This is a genomic window from Flavobacterium sp. FlaQc-28 (assembly GCF_044007415.1).
GTDB lineage: Bacteria > Bacteroidota > Bacteroidia > Flavobacteriales > Flavobacteriaceae > Flavobacterium.
Genome location: NZ_JBIPCM010000001.1, coordinates 1,177,108 through 1,197,390, shown reverse-complemented (window position 1 = coordinate 1,197,390; position 20,283 = coordinate 1,177,108). Strand labels below are relative to the sequence as shown.

Below are 20,283 nucleotides of genomic sequence, written 5' to 3'. Positions count from 1 at the left end.
TTTCGATAGGGCTTTTTTTATGAACATAATGTAAATCTCTTAACATTATCTTGACATTTAGGAGCTTTTATAATAACGGTATTGTAATAATCAGCTAACATGTATAAAAGATTCCCGTCCTACTTTTGTCTGCAAAGAAATCAACTATTAAACAACAATTATGAAAACTAAATTTTTCGCTTTAGCCCTTTCAATTGGCTTATTATTTTCATCTTGCAGCAATGACAACGATCCAGCTCCATTTACTATCGCTCCTTTAACAGGAACCGAGAGTATTGTTGTAGGTGGAACTACAACTTTCAGCAGTACAACTACAGGCGGTACTTATTCTAGTGCTACGCCAGCTGTTGCAACTGTTGTACCCGCTACTGGAGTTATTACAGGGGTTTCTGTAGGTACTTCTGTTATTACTTATACACTACAATCTGTTTCAGTAACGAAAACAGTAACTGTAACAGCTGTTCCTGTTGCAACTGGAGAAATTACTGGACCAATTACAGCTGATAAAACTTATCCATTAGGAAACTATACTATGAAAGGTATGGTAAAAGTAAATGCTGGAGTAACATTAACATTTGATGCTGGTTCAACAATTACAGTTGATAAAACTACTGGAGACAACGCTTTAGTTGTATTAAACGGTGGAAAACTAGTTATCAATGGTACTGCTGACAAACCAGTTGTATTTACTGAAAAATCTAAAGTTGCAGGTTCTTGGGGAGGTATCATCATGTATGGTGACGCTCCAATCAATGCAATCAACGGTGTAAAAACTTCTACTTCTGAAGATGGAAATGCTTTATCTTACGGAGGAACAAATGCTGCTCACAATGGTGGTTCATTGAAATATGTAAGAGTTGAATATGCTGGTTCTAAATTAGCTGACGGAACAAAAGAATTAAACGGATTCTCTTTCTACTCTGTAGGATCAGGAACAACTTTAGATCACTTAGTATCTTACAAAGGTGCTGATGACGGATTCGAATTTTACGGAGGAACTGCAAGTTTAACAAATGCAATTTCTTATGACAATACTGATGACTCTTTTGACTGGCAAGATGGATGGCAAGGTCAAGCCAATTCAAACTGGTACGCTCATCAAAATGCAAAAGGAAACTTTGGAATTGAAATTGAATCTTCTAAAAACAATAACGCTTACTTCCCTAAAGTTACAAATATTACTTTAAGAAGAATTGCTGGTACAACTCCAGAAACTGTTGGAGATGTTCAAGTAGATGCATTCCAATTCAAAAATGAAGGAAATGGTGATTTCAGTAACGTTATCATAGATGGTTACGGTGATTACACAGAAGGTGGTAAATTATACACTGGAGCAGCTGTTAAAATTCAAGATGCCTCTACAAATACAAACCAAGTAAACGGTGGTAAAATTAAAATCACTAAAGTTAAAATTACAAATACTTCTAAAGATATCTTAGGTGTAGTTGTAGCTCCATGGGACGGTGTAGTTGCATTCCCAGCAGGAAACTTCGTAATCGATGCAACAGCAACTGGAGCATCTATCACAGGTGGTGCTTGGGCAACAGTTAACGGTGTTGACTTGACTAAATAATAGTTAGAAAAAAAATAATGTTAAAAACATCCTAATAATTTAGGATGTTTTTTTTTGGCTTAGTTTTTATAATTTTTTTTGTATATTTACTCATCCAAATAAATGCGATGGCAAAAAACTACTTTTATATTATTTTTTTATTGGCTTTTTTCTTTACTGTAAGTGCTTCAGCACAAGACAGTAAGCAATTACCAAAAACTCAAGAGTCCGTAGGAATTGAGGGTCTCAGCTTGTACCCTAACCCAGTGGTCAATGGAAAAGTATATATTACCTCAAAAAATGATTTAGAAAAAGAAATCATCATTTTTGACATCTTAGGAAAAAGAGTATTACAAGCGCATCTAAGCTCAAAAGAACTAAACGTTGCAGATCTAGTTCCCGGCGTTTACATTATAAAAATAAGCGAGCAAAATGCTACGGCAACCCGAAAGCTCATTATTCGATAAAACACAAAAAAAGCTCCTGATGGAGCTTTTTTAAGTTTACACCATTCAGCTTTTAGTATTCAGTACTGCACTAAGTTTCTAAACTTTTACACAAACCGAGCACTGAAAACTAAAAAGGGAACACTGAACGCTAAAAAATAAATATCTTTGCACAAAAAAGTTTTGATTACAGCCAGCGATATATTTACGATTTCCAGCCATAAACAATTTGAAAAAACAGCACTAAAAGTGTTTCGCTTTCAATATGAGAACAATCTAGTATATCGTGATTTTTGCGATTTCCTTAAAACAGATGTACAGCAGGTAAAAACATTGGCACAAATTCCATTTTTACCTATTCAGTTTTTTAAAAGCCATGACGTAGTATCAAACACCAATCCTGCCGAAGTCACTTTTACCAGCAGCGGCACGACCGGAATGATTACCAGCAGGCATTTGGTAACCGATGTTTCTCTTTATGAAGAAAGTTACCGAAAAGGATTTTCTCAATTCTACGGCAATATCGAAGATTATGTTGTTTTAGCCCTTTTACCATCCTATTTAGAACGTGAGGGATCTTCGCTTATTTACATGGTCGAAGACTTAATAAAACTATCTAATCAGCCTGAAAGCGGGTTTTATTTACACAATCACGACGACTTAATTAAAAAGCTGACTGAACTTGACGAATCAGGTCAAAACGTGATTCTAATTGGTGTTACTTATGCTTTGCTAGATTTAATCGAAAAACACCAATTCAACCTTCAAAACACCATTATTATGGAAACTGGAGGCATGAAAGGAAAACGCAAAGAAATGATTCGCGAAGAACTGCACGAACAACTTTGCAAAGGATTTGGCGTAAATGCGATTCATTCAGAATACGGAATGACAGAACTTTTAGCACAAGCTTATTCTTTAGGCAAAGGCGTATTCGAATGTCCTTCTTGGATGCATATTTTAGTTCGCGATCCAGAAGATGCTTTGACTTATATAAAAGATGGAAAAACCGGAGGAATCAACGTTATTGATTTGGCCAATATAAATTCCTGTTCTTTTATTGCCACGCAGGATTTAGGCAAAAAAAATCCCAACAACTCTTTCGAGGTATTGGGACGTTTTGATAATTCTGATATTCGTGGCTGTAACTTAATGGTGCTTTAATGTTTAATCGTTGATTTGTTAAATCGTTTAATCGGCATAAACTCGATTCAACAATTAACCAATTAAACAGTTAAACCATTTAGACCACTCTAATCACAAAATAGTTTTTCTTTCCACTTTGCAATAACACAAATTGATTGTTAATCAAATCATTTGCTGTTAATACAAAATCTTCTTTTATTTTTTCTCTGTTTACAGAAATTGAGTTCGCAGTCAATGCACGTCTAGCTTCTCCGTTTGATTTAAAGAAACCTGTTTTCTCATTTAAAACTGTTACAATATCTAATCCGTTTTCTAAATCAGTCTTTGCAATTTCAGCTTGCGGCACTCCGTCAAAAACTTCTAAGAAAGTCACTTCGTCTAATTTTTTCAAATCATCAGCAGTAGAATTTCCAAACAAAATATTCGAAGCCTGAATCGCTTTTTCTAATTCTTCTTTGCTATGAACAAAAATCGTGATTTCTTCAGCCAATTTCTTTTGCAAAATTCTTAAATGCGGTGCCGTTTGATGCTCAGCAATTAAAGCCTCAATAGTTTCTTTGTCTAAGAATGTAAAGATTTTAATGTATTTTTCTGCATCAACATCTGTTGAATTTACCCAAAATTGGTAAAACTTGTAAACAGAAGTTTTATCAGCATCCAGCCAAACATTTCCGCCTTCAGATTTTCCAAATTTAGATCCGTCTGCTTTTGTAATCAAAGGCGTTGTCAAAGCAAAAGCCTTTGCTCCTTCTCCACCCATTCTACGCACTAATTCTGTACCAGTAGTAATATTCCCCCATTGGTCAGAACCCCCCATTTGTAAAATACAATTGTTGTTTTTGTACAAATGATAAAAGTCGTACCCTTGAATTAATTGATATGTAAATTCAGTAAAAGACATTCCTTCACCTTCTCCGCTAAATCTCTTTTTAACAGAATCCTTCGCCATCATATAATTTACTGTGATACGTTTTCCAACTTCACGAGCAAAATCAATAAACGAGAATTCTTTCATCCAGTCATAGTTATTTACCATGATTGGAGCATTTGCTTCTTTTGAATTAAAGTCTAGGAAACGAGACAGAACACTTTTAATTCCGGCAACGTTTTTAGCCAAAGCTTCTTCGTTCAACAAATTTCTTTCGTCAGATTTCCCAGAAGGATCACCAATCATTCCAGTCGCGCCGCCCACAAGAGCGATTGGCTGATGACCAAAATTCTTTAAATGAACCAATAAAATAATCTGAACCATACTGCCTATATGCAGCGAATCTGCTGTTGGATCAAAACCAATATATGCCGAAGTTACCTCTTTTAGCAATTGTTCTTCCGTTCCTGGCATGCTATCATGGTACAAACCGCGCCACTTTAATTCTTCGACTAGATTCTTCATTTTTAAAATATTTTGCGCAAATATAATCAATGGTAATGGCAATGGCAAAAACTTATGCCACTAAGGCACTAAGGCACAAATATTATTTTAAAAAAATCAAAACTTTGCGCCTTAGCGCCTTAGTGGCAAAAACCAAAAACCTTTGAACCTTTGTTCCCCTACAACTTTGAACCTTTGCAAAAAACCTTCGCAACTTTGTCTCTCTCCAGCTTTGCACCTTTCCAACAAAAACTTATATTTACAAAATGGTATTAGTAACTGGCGGAACAGGTTTAGTAGGCTCACATTTATTGCTTCATTTAATCGAAAATGGAGAAAACGTTCGGGCAATTTACAGAACCAAAAACAACATTCAAAAAGCAAAATCGGTTTTTGAACTTTATAAGAAAGAAGCTTTATTTGAAAAAATAGAATGGCTTGAAGCCGATATTTTGGACGTTCCTTCTTTAGAAACTGCCTTTATTAATGTTGATTACGTTTACCACTGTGCCGCTCTAATTTCATTCGACCCAAAAGAGGAAGAAGCACTTCGAAAAATAAACATCGAAGGAACTGCTAATATGGTTAATTTTTCGATTGCATTAGGTGTAAAGAAATTTTGCTTTGTAAGCTCTATTGCCGCACTTGGCGATTTGGCACCGCACGAAACTTACATTACTGAAGAAACGGACTGGAATCCTGAAAAACCACACAGTGATTATGCTATTTCTAAATACGGCTCTGAAATGGAAGTATGGCGCGCTCATCAAGAAGGTTTAGATATTATAATTGTAAATCCCGGCGTAATTTTAGGCCCAATTCCGAAAACAAAAAACAAACAGCAGGGAAGCGCTGAATTGTACTTAAAAGTTGCCAACGGTCTTTCGTTTTACACTCTTGGAAGTACTGGTTTTATTACCGTTGATGATGTTGTGAAAATTTCTCGTCAATTAATGCATAGTGAAATTAAAAATGAGCGTTTTACTTTAATTGCCGACAATATTATTTTTAAAGATATTCTTGATACAATTGCCGAGGTTTTGAAAGTAAAAAAACCAAGCACTCATGCCAAACCTTTATTTATGAATTTCCTATGGATTGCTGACGCCATATTTTCAACTTTGTTTTTCCAGAAAAGACGCCTTACAAAAGCAACTGCAAAAGCTTCTTATTCTAAAAATCTGTATTCAAATGAAAAAATAAAAACCGCTCTAGGAACGGTTTTTACAGATGTACATCAATATGTAAAGGATATTTCTAAACTTTAAAATTATTTTTTAGGCTGCGGCTTCATTTGTCGTCTTATAGAATCAAGATTTATTTGACTCTTTGTCTTTTTGATAGAATCTTTCGGTTTTTCTTTATCCTTAAGATTCACCGCTTTCATCGCTTTTTTCTCTTCAATTTTAACGATCGAATCTGTGTCTCTTTGATTTTTTGCCAATCGTTTTCCAACCTCATCAAACATCTCTTTGTAGTTCTCATAATCTGCAGCATAATACATATTATTTTGAGCAAATTGAAGACTGTCTACTTTGTATTTTTTTAAAATAAACTTCGTTGGATTTGTTTCTGTAGAATCTAACGAAATTGGATTTTGGTATTTCATTGCTTCCAGAAGAGACAAATCATACATAATATCAATCATTTTATCTTTCTCTATAAGTTTTTCAGGCTGTTTTACAACCTCTCTTTTACAACTTACAGAAAGAAATACAACTAATACTATTACAAAACAATTTTTCATTTCGCTTTTTTATCTATCAAACAATAAACGTTTTCCAGCACGGATATCTTTTACTTTAAAGTTATTGTAAACCATTTCACCGTTTACAAAAGTGTGCGTAATTCTCGATTTAAAAGCTGTGCCTTCAAACGGAGACCAACCGCATTTGTATAAAATATTATCTTGATTTACGCTCCAAGGCAAACTCGGATTTACAATTACCAAGTCAGCATAATAACCTTCTTTGATAAAACCTCTTTTTTCTATTTTAAAGATTTTAGCCGGATTATGACACATTTTCTCTACAATTTTCTCTACACTTATTTTTCCTTGATGATGCGCTTCGAACATTGCAACAACGGCATGCTGTACAAGCGGACCTCCTGAAGGTGCTTTTAAGTAAGATTGTAATTTTTCTTCTTTTGTATGCGGCGCATGATCTGTTGCAATAACATCAATTCTACCGTCATTCAAAGCTTCCCAAAGTGCTTTTCTATCACTCTCTGTTTTTACAGCAGGATTCCATTTAATGAAATTTCCTTTTGTTTTATAATCTTCATCAGTAAACCAAAGATGGTGCACACAAACCTCAGCGGTGATCTTTTTGTCTTCTAATGGAATTTTGTTTGTAAACAATTCCATTTCTTTAGCAGTCGATAAGTGAAAAATATGCAAACGCGCACCTGTTCTTTTTGCCAAAGCCACCGCTTTTGAAGACGAAATATAACAAGCCTCAGCACTTCTAATTAAATTATGCGCTGTTACCGGAACATCTTCACCGTATTTTTCTTTGAACTCTGCTAAATTATTTTGAATAGTAGTCTCATCTTCGCAATGTACAGCGATTAACATTGGTGTGCTTGAGAAAATTTTTTCTAAAGTTTCTTCTTTGTCAACCAGCATATTTCCTGTTGATGAACCTAGAAATATCTTAATTCCAGCAACATTTTTAGGATTCGTTTTTAAAACCTCCTCTAAGTTATCGTTAGTAGCTCCCATCATAAACGAATAGTTCGCAAATGATTTTTGGGCAGCGATTTGATATTTATCTTCTAATATTTCTTGTGTAACAGCATTTGGAACCGTATTTGGCTGTTCGATAAAAGAAGTAATTCCTCCCGCAACCGCAGCTCTTGATTCTGATTCAATATCACCTTTATGCGTTAAACCTGGTTCTCTAAAATGAACTTGATCATCAATTGCGCCCGGTATTAAATAACTTCCTTCGGCATCTACAACAATACAATCAGATGATTTTAAACTGATACTATCAGCGACTTCAACAATCAAGTCGTTTTCTATAAAAACATCTCCATCAAAAATAGACCCTTCGTTTACAATTTTTGCATTTTTAATTAAAATCCTATTCATGTTCTATCTTTATAATGTATTGACTAATTTTTTTAATCTTAACGAAATCACTCCAAGAATTGCTTCTTTGATAATGGCGTTGCTCATTTTCGAAACTCCTTTTGTTCTATCGGTAAAAATAATTGGAACTTCTTTAATTTCAAACTGAGCACAATAAGTTCTGTACTTCATTTCGATTTGAAACGCATATCCCACAAACTTTATTTTGTTAAGATTGATTTTCTCTAAAACTTCTCTTTTATAACAAACGAAACCTGCAGTTGCATCGTGAATTTTCATTCCAGTAATAAACTTCACGTATACCGAAGCGAAGTACGACATCAAAACACGGCTTAACGGCCAGTTTACCACATTTACCCCTTTTACATAACGGGAACCAATAGCCAAATCAGCTCCTCCAAAATGACAAGCATCATATAATTTCTCTAAATCATTTGGGTTATGCGAAAAGTCAGCATCCATTTCAAAAATAAAATCATACTTACGTTCCAAAGCCCATTTGAAACCATGAACATAAGCCGTTCCTAAACCCGCTTTTTTAGCTCTTTTTTCAAGAAACAATCTTCCTGAAAACTCTTCTTGCAAGGCAATCACTTTATCGGCAGTATGATCAGGAGAATTATCATCGATTATTAAAAGATGAAAAGGTTTATGCTGCGAAAGTACCGCTCTCACAATACTTTCAATATTTTCAATTTCGTTATAAGTTGGAATTATGACAATACTATCACTCATTTTTCTTGGTAATTTCACCGCAAAAGTAAACTTTTTATAGCATTTGGTTCATAATAAATACATAATAAAAGTATTGACACAAAAAATTACTAATTTTGTGCGCTATGATTGAACAACTTCATCCTCGAATTATTGAAAACAAAGATTGGGCAACTGTTTTATTCATCCTGACCTTTGCGATTGTTGCTATAACAAAATCAGCATATGAAACTCGGTTTTCTGAGTTCAGCAGACTTATTTTCTCAGATAAATATGCTAAAATTTATCGCGACAATAATCATATAAACAGCAGCTTTACTGTTGGTTTGTTTTTTGTACAAATTATTTCATTTGCTTTTTTTATTCAGCTTACGATGAGCATTTATGGAACGGCGTCAAAAACAGATTATTTATTGTTTATTCGAATTGCAACTTTTCTTCTTTATTTTATTCTTGCAAAATATTTGATCGAAAAAATTGTAGCTGCTTCATTCAATATTGATGATTTTATGGAACTTTTTAACTTACAAAAAGTAACCTACAGGACTTACATTGGCGTTTTGATCCTTCCTATCAATGCAATTTTGTTCTATTACAACAATATTCCAATAATTGTTCCGTTTGCGATCATAGGTATTTCGCTGTGTATCAGCTTATACTCATATTTTATTTCAATTAAAACGTATCAAAACGTAATTATCGACAAGTTGTTTTATTTTATTTTATATCTTTGCGCTCTTGAAATAGCCCCTTATTATTTTCTCTATTATTGGATGACAAAAGGGAGTGCTTAGTAAATGTTTATAATATGAAAGTGAAAACAATTTTGGTGTCACAGCCTGAACCTAAAGTGGAGAATTCTCCTTACTTTGAGCTCCAACAAAAACACAAAATAAAAATTGATTTCAGACCATTTATTCATGTGGAAGGGGTTAGTGCAAAAGAGATTCGATTACAAAAAATCGACCTTAATCACTACACTGCTATCATTTTAACAAGTCGAAATGCTGTAGATCATTTTTTTAGAGTGGCTGATGAAATGCGCTACAAAGTTCCTGAAGGATTGAAATATTTTTGTCAATCTGAAGCAGTTGCATTTTATCTGCAAAAGTATGTAGTGTACAGAAAACGTAAAATTTACGTTGGTGCTAAAGATTTTGCTGATTTATCGCCTCTAATTAAAAAATACAAAGACGAGAAGTTCTTACTTCCAGCATCTGACCAATTAAATGCAGACGCTCCAATAACATTAAATAGTCTAAAAGTAGATTGGGCACAAGCCGTTTTTTACAGAACTGTAATGAGCGACTTATCTGATCTTGCTGATGTTTATTATGATGTTTTAGCATTTTTCAGCCCAACAGGAATTAAATCATTGTTTAAAAACTTCCCAGACTTTAAACAAAACAATACCAGAATAGCTGTATTTGGAAGCACAACTCAAAAAGAAGCTTTAGATCACGGTTTAAGAATCGACATTCTTGCTCCAACACCTGAAACGCCTTCTATGACAATGGCTCTTGAAAAATACATCGCCGAAGCAAACAAAGGAAAATAAAACCTTAAGAATATAAAATATTTAAAATCCAAATTCCAACTTAATCACTTGGGATTTGGATTTTTTTTTACACCCTTTCGTTTCCCGTGATTGAAACTACGGGCTGTATTTTTGGAATTTGGGATTTAAAAAATTGGAATTTTATTTTCCCCTCCTTTTAACTATATTTGATTTCTATTCTAAACCAAATTAAAAGAATTAGTTTCAAATTACAAGTTATGAAAATCAACTCCTTATTAATTGAAATTGACGGTATCGACAAAGAAATTCTTCGATACTTAATGGATGATGCCCGAAAACCCATTCTGCAAATCGCTAATAAAATAGGCATCTCTGGAGCTGCAATTCATCAGCGCTTAAAAAAACTGGAACAATCCGGCGTAATTTCAGGATCTAAGTTTACTGTTAACCCAAAAGTTTTAGGCTACAACACTATGGCATTTGTTGGTGTTTATCTTGACAAAGCGTCTAGAAACTCCGAAGCCGTAAAAGACCTTAGAAAAATTCCAGAAGTACTGGAATGTCATTATACCACAGGAAACTGGTCCGTACTAATTAAAATTATCTGTAGAGACAACGAACACCTAATGCAGCTTTTAAATACCAAAATTCAAGCAATTGAAGGTGTTTCGAGAACTGAAACCTTTATTTCGTTAGATCAGCAGATAGACAGGCAGATTCAATTGTAAATGTGTCAATAAGAAAATTTGATAATTAGATAATTTTCTAAATGTGATAAAATAAAAAAAACGGACAGATTTTAAAAATCTGTCCGTTTTTACTATAAATTATCTAATTGACTAATTATCTCAATTATCAAATTAGTTTCTTCTACTTCCTGAATAAATCGAGATATAGTACAACAGCGTTGCAATTGAACCTATAGCCGCTACAACATAAGTTCTTGCCGCCCATTTTAAGGCATCTTTCGCACCTGCCTGTTCTTGCTGAGTCAGCATATGTTTATTTTCTAACCAAGCCAAGGCTCTATTACTTGCATCATATTCTACCGGCAGCGTAATAATTGTAAACAATGTAGTTGCAGCAAAAATAACAATCCCAATTAGCAGTAATTGAGGAAAAGTTCTAATCATTAAGATTCCCGCAAGCAAAATCCACTGTACATAATTTGAAGCAACGCTTACAATAGGCACTAATTTAGAACGCATTGTTAACCATTCATAACCAATAGCATGCTGAACCGCATGTCCGCACTCGTGTGCCGCAACAGCAGCCGCAGCCGCATTACGATGATTGTAAACTGCTTCACTTAAATTAACTGTTTTATCTGCAGGATTATAATGATCTGTTAGTTGACCTGGAGTCGAAATAACACGAACATCTGTAATACCATTATCAGCAAGCATTTTTTCAGCGATTTCAGCACCGCTCATTCCGTTTCGTAGTTGCAGTTTAGAATATAATTCGAATTTACTTTTTAGTTTTGAACTTACCAGCCAGCTAAACAACATTATAGCTCCGGCAATAATTAAATATCCACTTCCCATATTTTTATCTTTTTTTGATTGATTTCTAAAGTTACAAAACAAATCACAATTTCTGAACCAAACTCAAAAAATGACATTTTGACATTTAAAACAGTAATTACGACAGTAGAAATCTTAAAAATTTAACAAAAAAAAAGACGCACTGCGATGCGTCTGTATAATACGATCAAAAAAGAGTATTTATAACAACTGATTATTCATCTCTTCAAATTTCTCAATCAAAGCATTTACTTTTGATTGTTGTTTTTTAATTTGTTTTGGGCGGATATAAAACCAATTAAACGCCATCCAAAGCAATGTTATTCCATAACACAAACTCGCACCCAAAGCACTCATTCGGCTCGCATACTCATACATATACAAACAAATTCCGGTTGTAAGCAGCAGAAAGTACAAACTCATCATTTTAGTCTGTATAAACTGTTGTTTCTTTTTAATTACGATCAGGTTTTGCAAATATTCCTGATTGGTTTGTGTTGCATCAATATTTCTATACGGAGCAAACAATTTATTAAAAGCGATCACATAAATAACCATCGCCAAAATCGTCAAAACAATACCGATTTTAGTCGAAAGAAATTCTGGCTGATAGTATATCCAAATAAAAACAATAAATACAGTCGTCAAAAAAAGCAAAATATTCACCATCCATAAACTTCTTAAACCTGCTTTCTTAAACCTGCTTACTCGTGACAGCAAATCTTTCATGTCCGGCTGACTTACGGATTGTTTTTTCCATAAATCTTTAAAATCTATATTGTTATCGTTGTCCATTTTCTTTAAATTTTTCGGTCAGTTTTTCTTTTATTCTGTGAATTTTCACTCTAACATTCGCATCAGAAAGTCCAACGATTTTGGCTATTTCTGACTGCTTCACTTCTTCTAATTCCAACGAAATAATGATACGTTCCGTTTCAGGTAATTCGGCTATGCATTTATACAAAAACTGAATCTGCGGCTCTATCAAAGTTTGTTTCTCTTCAGAAAGATGAATTGGCAATTCTGATTTCGGAAAGCGTTTTTGTTTTTCAATCTGCCTCAAACAATTGTTAGATGCAATTCTGAAAATCCAAGTTCCAATAGCCGATTCGTTTCGAAAAGTTTCTAGTTTTTGCCAGACAATTATAAAGGTTTCCTGAGCCAAATCCTGCGCAGCATCATAATCGTTAACAAAACCCATACAAAGCCTGAATATTCTATCCCAATACGTCTTATAGATTTCTTCAAATTCCATTCTTACGATTTTACAAAAGTGTTTAATTGCGCTAAATACCAAGCCGCATCGTCATACATAATAAAATGCAGACCTTTGCTCGCATACTTAAAATCAGCTGTTTTTAAATTTTTATATTGTTCCTCGATTGCTGGTTTTAAATTTATAAAATAAGATTCTAATAAAATTAATGAAGGGCATTTTATCGCAGTAATTTTATTTCTCAAATCGGTATTCGAGAAATCACAAAACATTTGACCAAATGTTTTCCTATCTGATTTTACACTCCAATCTACAACTGTATCCATTTTTGAAACATCAGCCAAAAGTCTCGGCATTGTTTTTTTCTGCATTTCAAGAAACTGAGCATCTGTCATAGCAGTCATTTGATTCACCATTGCCGCACAATCATTATTTTCTTTTGACTTAAAAGACGGATCCATCAATGCCGCCATACATGGAAGCGCATCTACCACCACAATTTTCCCAATTAATTCTGGATAATCTGCCGCGATTGCCAATGCCAATCCGCCGCCCATACTGTGACCAATTAGAATTGGCTTTTCAATTTTATTGTCTTTAATATAATTTGCGATTTCAGTTTTCCAATTTTCGAATGAAGGATTCTCTTGTGGTTTTGCTCCAGCAAATCCTGCCATTGTAAGCGTATAACAAGTATACTCCTTTTCGAAAGCAGTTTTGGTTTCATTCCAAACATCTCCAGAAGAAGCAAATCCGGGAATGAAAATTATAGATTGTTTACCGCTTCCGGTTTTAATAACTTCGAAAGGATATGATTTTGTTTGTGCAAAAACATTTAGACATAATGCTGAGAATAAGAATGCGATAAATAAGATGATATACTTTTTCATTTTTAATAGTTTTAAGTTGTTAATTTAATCGGATCCGCCCTTTGGATACGTGAACTATTAAAATGTTACAAAAGTTTTTAAATTTTTAATCATTAAGTTTAAAATCCCAATGTTGGTGCGGGTTTTTAACCACAAAGTGCGCGAAGGTTTGCGCAAAGGACGCTATGTTTTCCGCCACGAATTACGCGAATTTTCACTAATTTTTATTTCGAAAAACACATAGTTTCTCATTTCGACGAAGGAGAAATCTCCACGAGAAACTCGACAAAGATTGACTTATTGGAACGGAGTTACTTGCGAAGATTTCTCCTTCGTCGAAATGACAAGATTGTGCAGTTCTTTGCTTTGTTCCGTTACAAATTGCACAAATTCAATTCGTGAAAATTCGTGTAATTCGTGGCAAAAAAAGCACAAAAAAAATCCCAAACCCCAATCGTAAAATTGGAATTTGGAATTTTCATATTGGAATTTATTTGGTTATCCTACCAAATTGATGATTTTTCCAGGAACAATAATCACTTTATTTGGTGTTCTGCCGTCTAATTGTTTTTGTGTTCTTTCGTCTTTCATTACGATTTCTTCGATTTGTTCTTTGGTTAAATCCAAAGGCAATTCGATTGTAAAACGCATTTTTCCATTGAAAGAAACTGGATACTCTTTATTTGTTTCAACCAAATGACTTGCTTCAAAAATTGGGAACGCAACTTCAGAAATTGAAGTTGCATGTCCTAACTGCGACCATAATTCTTCAGCAATATGAGGTGCATAAGGCGAAACCAAAATAGCCAACGGTTCTAAAATCGCTCTCGAATGACAGTTTTGAGTAGACAATTCATTTACACAAATCATAAACTGAGAAACCGAAGTATTGAAAGAGAAACTCTCGATATCTTCTGCCACTTTTTTGATGGTTTTATGCAATGATTTCAAGTTGTCTTTTGTTGGTTCCTCGTTATTTACGATTAAACCATTATCATCAAAATACAATCTCCATAATTTTTTCAAGAAACCAAAAACTCCCGAAATACCAGCAGTATTCCAAGGTTTTGCCTGCTCTAACGGACCTAAAAACATTTCGTATAAACGTAATGTATCAGCACCATATTCGTTACAAATATCATCTGGCGTTACAACGTTATAATATGATTTCGACATTTTTTCGACTTCACGGCCAACAATGTATTTTCCGTTTTCATCTAAAATAAATTCTGCCGTATTGAAATCTTCTCTCCAAGCTTTGAATTTTTCGATATTCAATTCATCAGAAGAATTTACAAAATGAACATCAACACGAATTGGCTGTACATTTTGACCTTCAATTTTATTTTTAGAGATAAACGTATTTGTTCCTTCTAATCTGTAAACATAAGCCGTCGTTCCTAAAATCATTCCCTGATTAATCAGTTTTTTGAATGGTTCTTCGGTTGGAGCAAAACCTTTGTCTTTTAAGAATTTGTTCCAGAAACGAGAATACAACAAGTGTCCTGTTGCGTGCTCACTTCCTCCAATGTATAAATCAACGCTTTCCCAATACGCCAAAGCTTCTTTGCTTGCAAATTCATCTTCATTGTGCGCATCCATATAACGCATCCAATACCATGAACTTCCTGCCCAACCTGGCATTGTGTTTAATTCTAGAGGAAAAATCGAAACATTGTCAACTAAATCTGTATTGACAACTTTATTTTGTTTTGTATCCCAAGCCCAAACTGCTGCGTTTCCTAATGGAGGCAAACCATCTTCTGTTGGTAAATACTTCTCAACTTCTGGCAAAATAATTGGCAAATGTTGTGTATCAATCATTTTAGGCAATCCGTTTACGTAATAAACTGGAAACGGTTCTCCCCAATAACGCTGACGAGAGAAAACTGCATCACGCAAACGGTAATTTGTTTTTCCTTTTCCTTGTCCTAATTTTTCTAATTCAGTGATTGCTTTTTGAGTTGCCTCTTTATAATTTAATCCGTTTAAGAAATCAGAATTTGCGATCTCAACGTTATCTTTTGATCCGTAAGCGGCTTCAGAAATATCAACATTTGCAAAAATATTTTTAATTTCCTGCATTCCGTTTTGACCTTTAAAGAAATTAGCAAAAGCATAATCTCTTTCGTCTCCGCAAGGAACCGCCATTACCGCACCCGTTCCGTAACCAGCCAAAACATAATCACCAATCCAAACCGGAATTGGCTCTTTTGTAAACGGATGTTCTGCATAAGCTCCTGTAAATACTCCTGAAATAGTTTTTACATCTGCCATACGCTCACGTTCAGAACGTTTTGATGTTTTTTCGATATAAGCTTCAATTGCTGCTTTTTGTTCTGAAGTTGTAATTTTAGCAACCAAATCATGTTCTGGCGCCAAAGTCATGAATGTAACTCCAAAAATAGTATCAGGACGAGTAGTGAAAACCTCAATTACTTCATCATGATTTTTCACATTAAAAGTTACTAAAGCTCCAACCGATTTTCCAATCCAGTTTCTTTGAGATTCTTTTATAGACTCGCTCCAATCGATATCATTTAAACCTTGAAGTAAGCGTTCGGCATAAGCAGAAATTCGCATACTCCACTGTGTCATTTTTTTTCTTATAACAGGAAAGCCTCCACGTTCCGAAACTCCGTTTACAATTTCGTCATTTGCCAAAACAGTTCCCAAGCCTGGACACCAGTTTACTTCGGTTTCTGCCAAATACGTCATTCTGTATTGCAAAAGAATTTTTTCTTTTTGATCTTCAGAATAAGCATTCCATTCGTCAGCAGTAAAAATCGCTACGTTATCGTCGCAAACGGCTTCAACTAATTTATTTCCTTCTTCTTCAAAAACTTTTACAAGCTCAGAAATATCAAATGCTTTACCTTGTTTTTTGCAATACCAAGAGTTGAACAATTGGATAAAAATCCATTGTGTATGTTTGTAATAATCAGGATTTGAAGTACGCACTTCACGCGCCCAGTCAAATGAGAAACCAATTTTATCCAATTGTTTTCTGTATCCTGCAATTTGCTTTCCTTCTTTGTCTACTCCACCGTCAATATTTACACGTGTTGTATCTTCTGGACGCTGTCCTGTCTGAATCGCGTATTGTTCTGCCGGCAATCCGAAACTATCATAACCCATTGGATGCAAAACATTGAAACCTTGATGTCTTTTGAAACGAGAATACACATCTGAAGCTATATAACCAAGCGGATGCCCAACGTGCAGTCCTGCTCCTGATGGATAAGGAAACATATCGAGAACATAATGTTTAGGTTTTTCAGAGTTGTTTTTTGCTGCAAAAGTTTGTTTTTCTGCCCAATATTTTTGCCATTTGGCGTCAATTTCGTTTGGATTGTACTTCATTTCTAAGTGACTAAGATTCTAAGTTACTAAGGTTCTAAGGCTTTTCACTAAATTAATTATTAGGCGCAAATTTACATTTATTGTTGTTTGTACCAAAGCTATTTCACTGACAAACAAATAAAATAACAAAATACTTATTTTAAATTAAGTAAAAATACTTATGTTTGCAATTCAAGTACTTAGTTAAGGCGTTTTTATTCGTTTATTTTTTAATAATAGAAGAATACTATTACAGTAAAAACAATTATTTTTACAAGGATATATTAAGAATGAGATGAGTAACGATAAAAAATATTCTATTGAAGTACGACTATGGATTGAAGAAGCTGAAGGCCCGTTTTTAGGCATTGGAAAAATCTGGCTTTTAGAAAATATTCGCAAAACAGGCTCTATAACAAATGCGGCTAAGGAGATGAAAATGGCATACAGACAAGCTTGGCAGTTGGTTGAAGAAATGAATCAGCGTGCTCAAAGTCCGTTAGTCGAAAAATTATTGGGCGGAAAAGGCGGCGGCGGCGCAAAATTGACTGATGCTGGAGAAAAAGCGATTGCAGTTTTTTATGAAGTAGAAAAACGCATTAAAGATTTTGCTGAAAAGGAAACTCAAAATTTGAAGTTTTAAACAACATCAATTTCATAGATTGTTTTCATTGAAATTTGCAGATATGATTTTGGTCATAATTTAAATGTGCAGAAATTACTTTTTTTGTCGCACAAATCAGTATTCCTGAAAAAACACACTGAATTTTTATTTTAAAAAACATACAACCCAAAACAAATTTTTTAATCATCAGTATTCATTTCAAAACATACTGAAAAATCGTATCCTTATGAAATTAAAAATTATTGCCTTTTTACTCTTTCCGCTAATAGGATTTTCCCAACAAAACAATCCAACTCCAACAGATTCAATAAAACCATCAAACGTTTTTATGCTGGGAGAAGTAATTGTCACCAATCATCAAAACAAAGACACTTTAAACAGGGTAACTTCAAAAACAATGGTTTCTCAAAACAAAATGGATGTTTCTAGAGCTTTAAATATGCTGCCTGGAATTACATTAACGGCTTCTGGACCGCGAAACGAATCGATGGTTTCTGTACGTGGTTTCGATTTAAGACAGGTTCCGGTTTATATGGATGGTATTCCAGTTTATGTTCCGTATGACGGTTACGTTGACCTTGCAAGATTTACCACTTTTGATTTGGCCGCAATTGATGTTTCAAAAGGATTTTCGTCTGTACTTTACGGGCCAAACTCACTTGGCGGCGCTATAAATTTAGTTTCTAGAAAACCTTCTCAAAAATTAGAATATGACGGCTCGCTTGGAATGATTAACGAAAATGGCTATAAAGGAAACATCAATATTGGCTCTAAAATAGGACAGTTTTATTTTCAGGGCGGATTTTCTTATTTGGATAGAAATTCAACTAGAATGTCATCTAATTTTGTTCCAACAGCAAATGAAAACGGAGGGCAAAGAGACAATTCATATCGTACGGATCAAAAAATCAGCTTTAAAATTGGATGGACTCCAACTGGAAAAAGCGAATATGCGATTGGTTACATCAATCAACAGGGCGAAAAAGGAAATCCAGTTTATACAGGAAGCGATCCTTTAAATTCACTTTTATTAAAACCTCGCTACTGGCAATGGCCAAACTGGGATAAAGAGAGTTTTTACTTCATCTCAAATTCTAATTTTGATAACAAAAACAGCTTAAAAACAAGGCTGTATTTTGACCGTTTCAAAAATACTCTTGACAGTTATGATGATGCAACTTATACGAAACAAACCAAACCATATGCTTTTGAAAGTAACTACACTGATTACACTTACGGCGGAAATCTAGAATACAACACGAAGTTTATTCCAAAAAATGATTTAAAAATTGCTTTTCATTTTAAAGAAGATGTGCACCGCGAAAATAATCTTGGTGAACCAGTTCGTCATTTTATAGACAATACGGTTTTAATAGGAATTGAAGATATTTATAAAGTTACTTCTAAGTTTACTGTAATTCCGGGTGTTAGCTACAACATTAGAAAAAATACCGAAGCAGAAGATTACAACAGTACTACAAAAGTGATTTCAGATTATCCATCTGCTGGTGCGAGCGATGCTTTTAATGCTCAAATTGGATTTTTTTATCAGTTAAATGAAGCGCAGAAATTGGGCGCAACAGTTTCACAAAAAACAAGATTTGCAACTATTAAAGATCGTTATTCATACAGAATGGGAACTGCAATCCCAAATCCAAACTTAAAACCTGAAAAAGCTGTAAATTACGAATTGAATTATACGGCGGGACTTTTTAATAAAGTTACTTTTCAGACGGCGCTTTTCTACAGCAAACTTTCTGATGCGATCTTAAATGTAAGCAACGTTCAACCTGGAAAATCTCAAATGCAGAATTTTGGCGAAGCGGAATACCTTGGCGTTGAAGCTCAAATAAACTATGAAATTTTATCTAATTTGTCGCTTAACTTCAATTACACTTATATCGAACGAAACAACATTACAAATCCAAATATTCATTTTACTGATGTTCCAAACACAAAAGTTATGGGAACTTTAGAATATAAGCCGATTAAAATATTACGATTAATTGCTAATTCTGAATTTAATTCATCTCGTTTCAGTACAAGCTACGGAGCAAGAGTTCCCGATTACACACTTTTAAATTTTTACGCTTCGGGTAAAATAGCTAAAAATTTCAGCATCGATGCGGGAATTAATAACATCTTCGATAAAAACTATTGTCTTGTTGAGGGTTATCCTGAAGAAGGCCGCAACTTTTTTGTAACGCTTCGTTTTTTTAATAACTAAACCTAAAATAATTTTATATGAAAACTCAAAATTACATTCTCGTACTTCTTATTGCATTTTCATGTGCAATGTGCAATTCGTCTAAAAAAGAAAAAGAAGATTCGATTGTAACAGAAAAGGTGTCTAAAACAGACAATGATAAACATCTTGTTCTTACGCCGGCTGACAGCTTAAAAATGGTAAATCACACTATTGAAGTAAAAGGCGATGTCGAATTTCCGCTTCAATTAAGTGTTGATTCTTTAAAAAAGATGAAGGTGGTAACTATTGATGATTTTAAAGTTGTTTGCCAAAGCGGCGAAGTTAAAAAAGACAACAAAGTATGCAAAGGCGTGCTTTTGAAAGATATTTTAGAAAAGGCAAAAATCAAACAAGACGGCCATAAGGACCGCAATTTTTATATTGTGGCTCGAGCTTCTGATGATTATAAAGCCACTTTTTCATGGGCAGAGATTTTCAACAATCCAACTGGAGAAAATGCTTTTGTACTTTTTGAAGAAAATGGAAAACCACTGAAAAGCGGCGAAATGATTGCTATTTGCAAAAATGATATTAAAACTGGGCCTCGTCATGTTTACTGGCTAAAAAGTATTGAGGTTTATAGAGTAAAATAAAGGTTCTAAGATTCTAAA

The 20,283-nt window shown here is 34.1% G+C and carries 19 protein-coding genes; 10 read left to right on the top strand and 9 right to left on the bottom strand.

The window, feature by feature from the left end; genetic code table 11:
• Window positions 1–160 precede the first annotated feature (160 nt).
• The 3 genes from ACHRVL_RS05330 (at window position 161) to ACHRVL_RS05320 (ending at window position 3,162) form a co-directional block, all read left to right on the top strand.
• A complete protein-coding gene (locus ACHRVL_RS05330) occupies window positions 161–1,573 on the top strand; it encodes a hypothetical protein (RefSeq protein WP_395410893.1) in 1,413 nt (470 codons plus the stop codon).
• Between the two features lie 107 nt (window positions 1,574–1,680).
• Entirely contained in the window at window positions 1,681–2,019 is a 339-nt protein-coding gene (locus ACHRVL_RS05325; protein WP_395410891.1) for a T9SS type A sorting domain-containing protein, read from the top strand.
• A gap of 162 nt (window positions 2,020–2,181) precedes the next feature.
• Window positions 2,182–3,162, top strand: coding sequence for an acyl transferase (locus ACHRVL_RS05320; protein WP_395411084.1), 981 nt, complete (start codon window positions 2,182–2,184; stop codon window positions 3,160–3,162).
• Window positions 3,163–3,241: 79 nt separating this feature from the next.
• Here ACHRVL_RS05320 and tyrS read toward each other — a convergent pair whose 3' ends face one another.
• Entirely contained in the window at window positions 3,242–4,537 is a 1,296-nt protein-coding gene (gene tyrS, locus ACHRVL_RS05315) for a tyrosine--tRNA ligase (protein ID WP_395410889.1), read from the bottom strand.
• A gap of 245 nt (window positions 4,538–4,782) precedes the next feature.
• Here tyrS and ACHRVL_RS05310 point away from each other — a divergent pair, with 245 nt between their 5' ends.
• Complete coding sequence (locus tag ACHRVL_RS05310; RefSeq protein WP_395410888.1) at window positions 4,783–5,784, top strand: NAD-dependent epimerase/dehydratase family protein; 1,002 nt, start codon at window positions 4,783–4,785, stop codon at window positions 5,782–5,784.
• A 2-nt stretch (window positions 5,785–5,786) separates the two neighbouring features.
• Here ACHRVL_RS05310 and ACHRVL_RS05305 read toward each other — a convergent pair whose 3' ends face one another.
• The 3 genes from ACHRVL_RS05305 to ACHRVL_RS05295 are packed head-to-tail and all read right to left on the bottom strand — an operon-like array spanning window position 5,787 to window position 8,348.
• A complete protein-coding gene (locus ACHRVL_RS05305) occupies window positions 5,787–6,263 on the bottom strand; it encodes a DUF4296 domain-containing protein (RefSeq protein WP_395410886.1) in 477 nt (158 codons plus the stop codon).
• A gap of 9 nt (window positions 6,264–6,272) precedes the next feature.
• On the bottom strand, window positions 6,273–7,613 hold the full coding sequence (locus ACHRVL_RS05300) for a dihydroorotase (RefSeq protein WP_089054306.1): 1,341 nt from the start codon (window positions 7,611–7,613) through the stop codon (window positions 6,273–6,275).
• A 9-nt stretch (window positions 7,614–7,622) separates the two neighbouring features.
• A complete protein-coding gene (locus ACHRVL_RS05295) occupies window positions 7,623–8,348 on the bottom strand; it encodes a polyprenol monophosphomannose synthase (RefSeq protein ID WP_089054307.1) in 726 nt (241 codons plus the stop codon).
• Between the two features lie 104 nt (window positions 8,349–8,452).
• Here ACHRVL_RS05295 and ACHRVL_RS05290 point away from each other — a divergent pair, with 104 nt between their 5' ends.
• The 3 genes from ACHRVL_RS05290 to ACHRVL_RS05280 all read left to right on the top strand — a co-directional run bounded on the left by ACHRVL_RS05290 (window position 8,453) and on the right by ACHRVL_RS05280 (window position 10,574).
• Window positions 8,453–9,121: a DUF4271 domain-containing protein gene (locus ACHRVL_RS05290; protein ID WP_089054308.1), complete on the top strand. Its 669-nt coding sequence runs from the start codon at window positions 8,453–8,455 to the stop codon at window positions 9,119–9,121.
• A 14-nt stretch (window positions 9,122–9,135) separates the two neighbouring features.
• Window positions 9,136–9,885 (top strand): uroporphyrinogen-III synthase, encoded by a 750-nt coding sequence (locus ACHRVL_RS05285; RefSeq protein WP_089054309.1) that lies wholly within the window; start codon window positions 9,136–9,138, stop codon window positions 9,883–9,885.
• Between the two features lie 218 nt (window positions 9,886–10,103).
• Window positions 10,104–10,574 (top strand): Lrp/AsnC family transcriptional regulator, encoded by a 471-nt coding sequence (locus ACHRVL_RS05280; protein WP_089054372.1) that lies wholly within the window; start codon window positions 10,104–10,106, stop codon window positions 10,572–10,574.
• Between the two features lie 132 nt (window positions 10,575–10,706).
• Here ACHRVL_RS05280 and ACHRVL_RS05275 read toward each other — a convergent pair whose 3' ends face one another.
• From ACHRVL_RS05275 to leuS, 5 genes are all read right to left on the bottom strand, one after another.
• Window positions 10,707–11,393 (bottom strand): zinc metallopeptidase, encoded by a 687-nt coding sequence (locus tag ACHRVL_RS05275; protein ID WP_395410884.1) that lies wholly within the window; start codon window positions 11,391–11,393, stop codon window positions 10,707–10,709.
• Between the two features lie 180 nt (window positions 11,394–11,573).
• Complete coding sequence (locus ACHRVL_RS05270) at window positions 11,574–12,167, bottom strand: hypothetical protein (protein WP_395410882.1); 594 nt, start codon at window positions 12,165–12,167, stop codon at window positions 11,574–11,576.
• Window positions 12,154–12,627: an RNA polymerase sigma factor gene (locus ACHRVL_RS05265; RefSeq protein WP_395410880.1), complete on the bottom strand. Its 474-nt coding sequence runs from the start codon at window positions 12,625–12,627 to the stop codon at window positions 12,154–12,156. The genes ACHRVL_RS05270 and ACHRVL_RS05265 overlap by 14 nt, the downstream gene beginning before the upstream one ends.
• A gap of 2 nt (window positions 12,628–12,629) precedes the next feature.
• Complete coding sequence (locus ACHRVL_RS05260) at window positions 12,630–13,478, bottom strand: alpha/beta fold hydrolase (RefSeq protein ID WP_395410878.1); 849 nt, start codon at window positions 13,476–13,478, stop codon at window positions 12,630–12,632.
• Window positions 13,479–13,955: 477 nt separating this feature from the next.
• Window positions 13,956–16,820 (bottom strand): leucine--tRNA ligase, encoded by a 2,865-nt coding sequence (leuS, locus tag ACHRVL_RS05255; RefSeq protein WP_395410877.1) that lies wholly within the window; start codon window positions 16,818–16,820, stop codon window positions 13,956–13,958.
• A gap of 274 nt (window positions 16,821–17,094) precedes the next feature.
• Between leuS and ACHRVL_RS05250 the strand changes: the two genes are divergently transcribed.
• The 3 genes from ACHRVL_RS05250 to ACHRVL_RS05240 all read left to right on the top strand — a co-directional run bounded on the left by ACHRVL_RS05250 (window position 17,095) and on the right by ACHRVL_RS05240 (window position 20,265).
• Window positions 17,095–17,442, top strand: coding sequence for a winged helix-turn-helix domain-containing protein (locus tag ACHRVL_RS05250; protein WP_089054315.1), 348 nt, complete (start codon window positions 17,095–17,097; stop codon window positions 17,440–17,442).
• A 208-nt stretch (window positions 17,443–17,650) separates the two neighbouring features.
• On the top strand, window positions 17,651–19,651 hold the full coding sequence (locus tag ACHRVL_RS05245; protein WP_395410875.1) for a TonB-dependent receptor plug domain-containing protein: 2,001 nt from the start codon (window positions 17,651–17,653) through the stop codon (window positions 19,649–19,651).
• Window positions 19,652–19,668: 17 nt separating this feature from the next.
• Window positions 19,669–20,265 carry a molybdopterin-dependent oxidoreductase gene (locus ACHRVL_RS05240; RefSeq protein ID WP_395410873.1) on the top strand — a complete coding sequence of 199 codons (597 nt, stop codon included), beginning with the start codon at window positions 19,669–19,671 and terminating at the stop codon, window positions 20,263–20,265.
• Window positions 20,266–20,283: the final 18 nt, after the last annotated feature.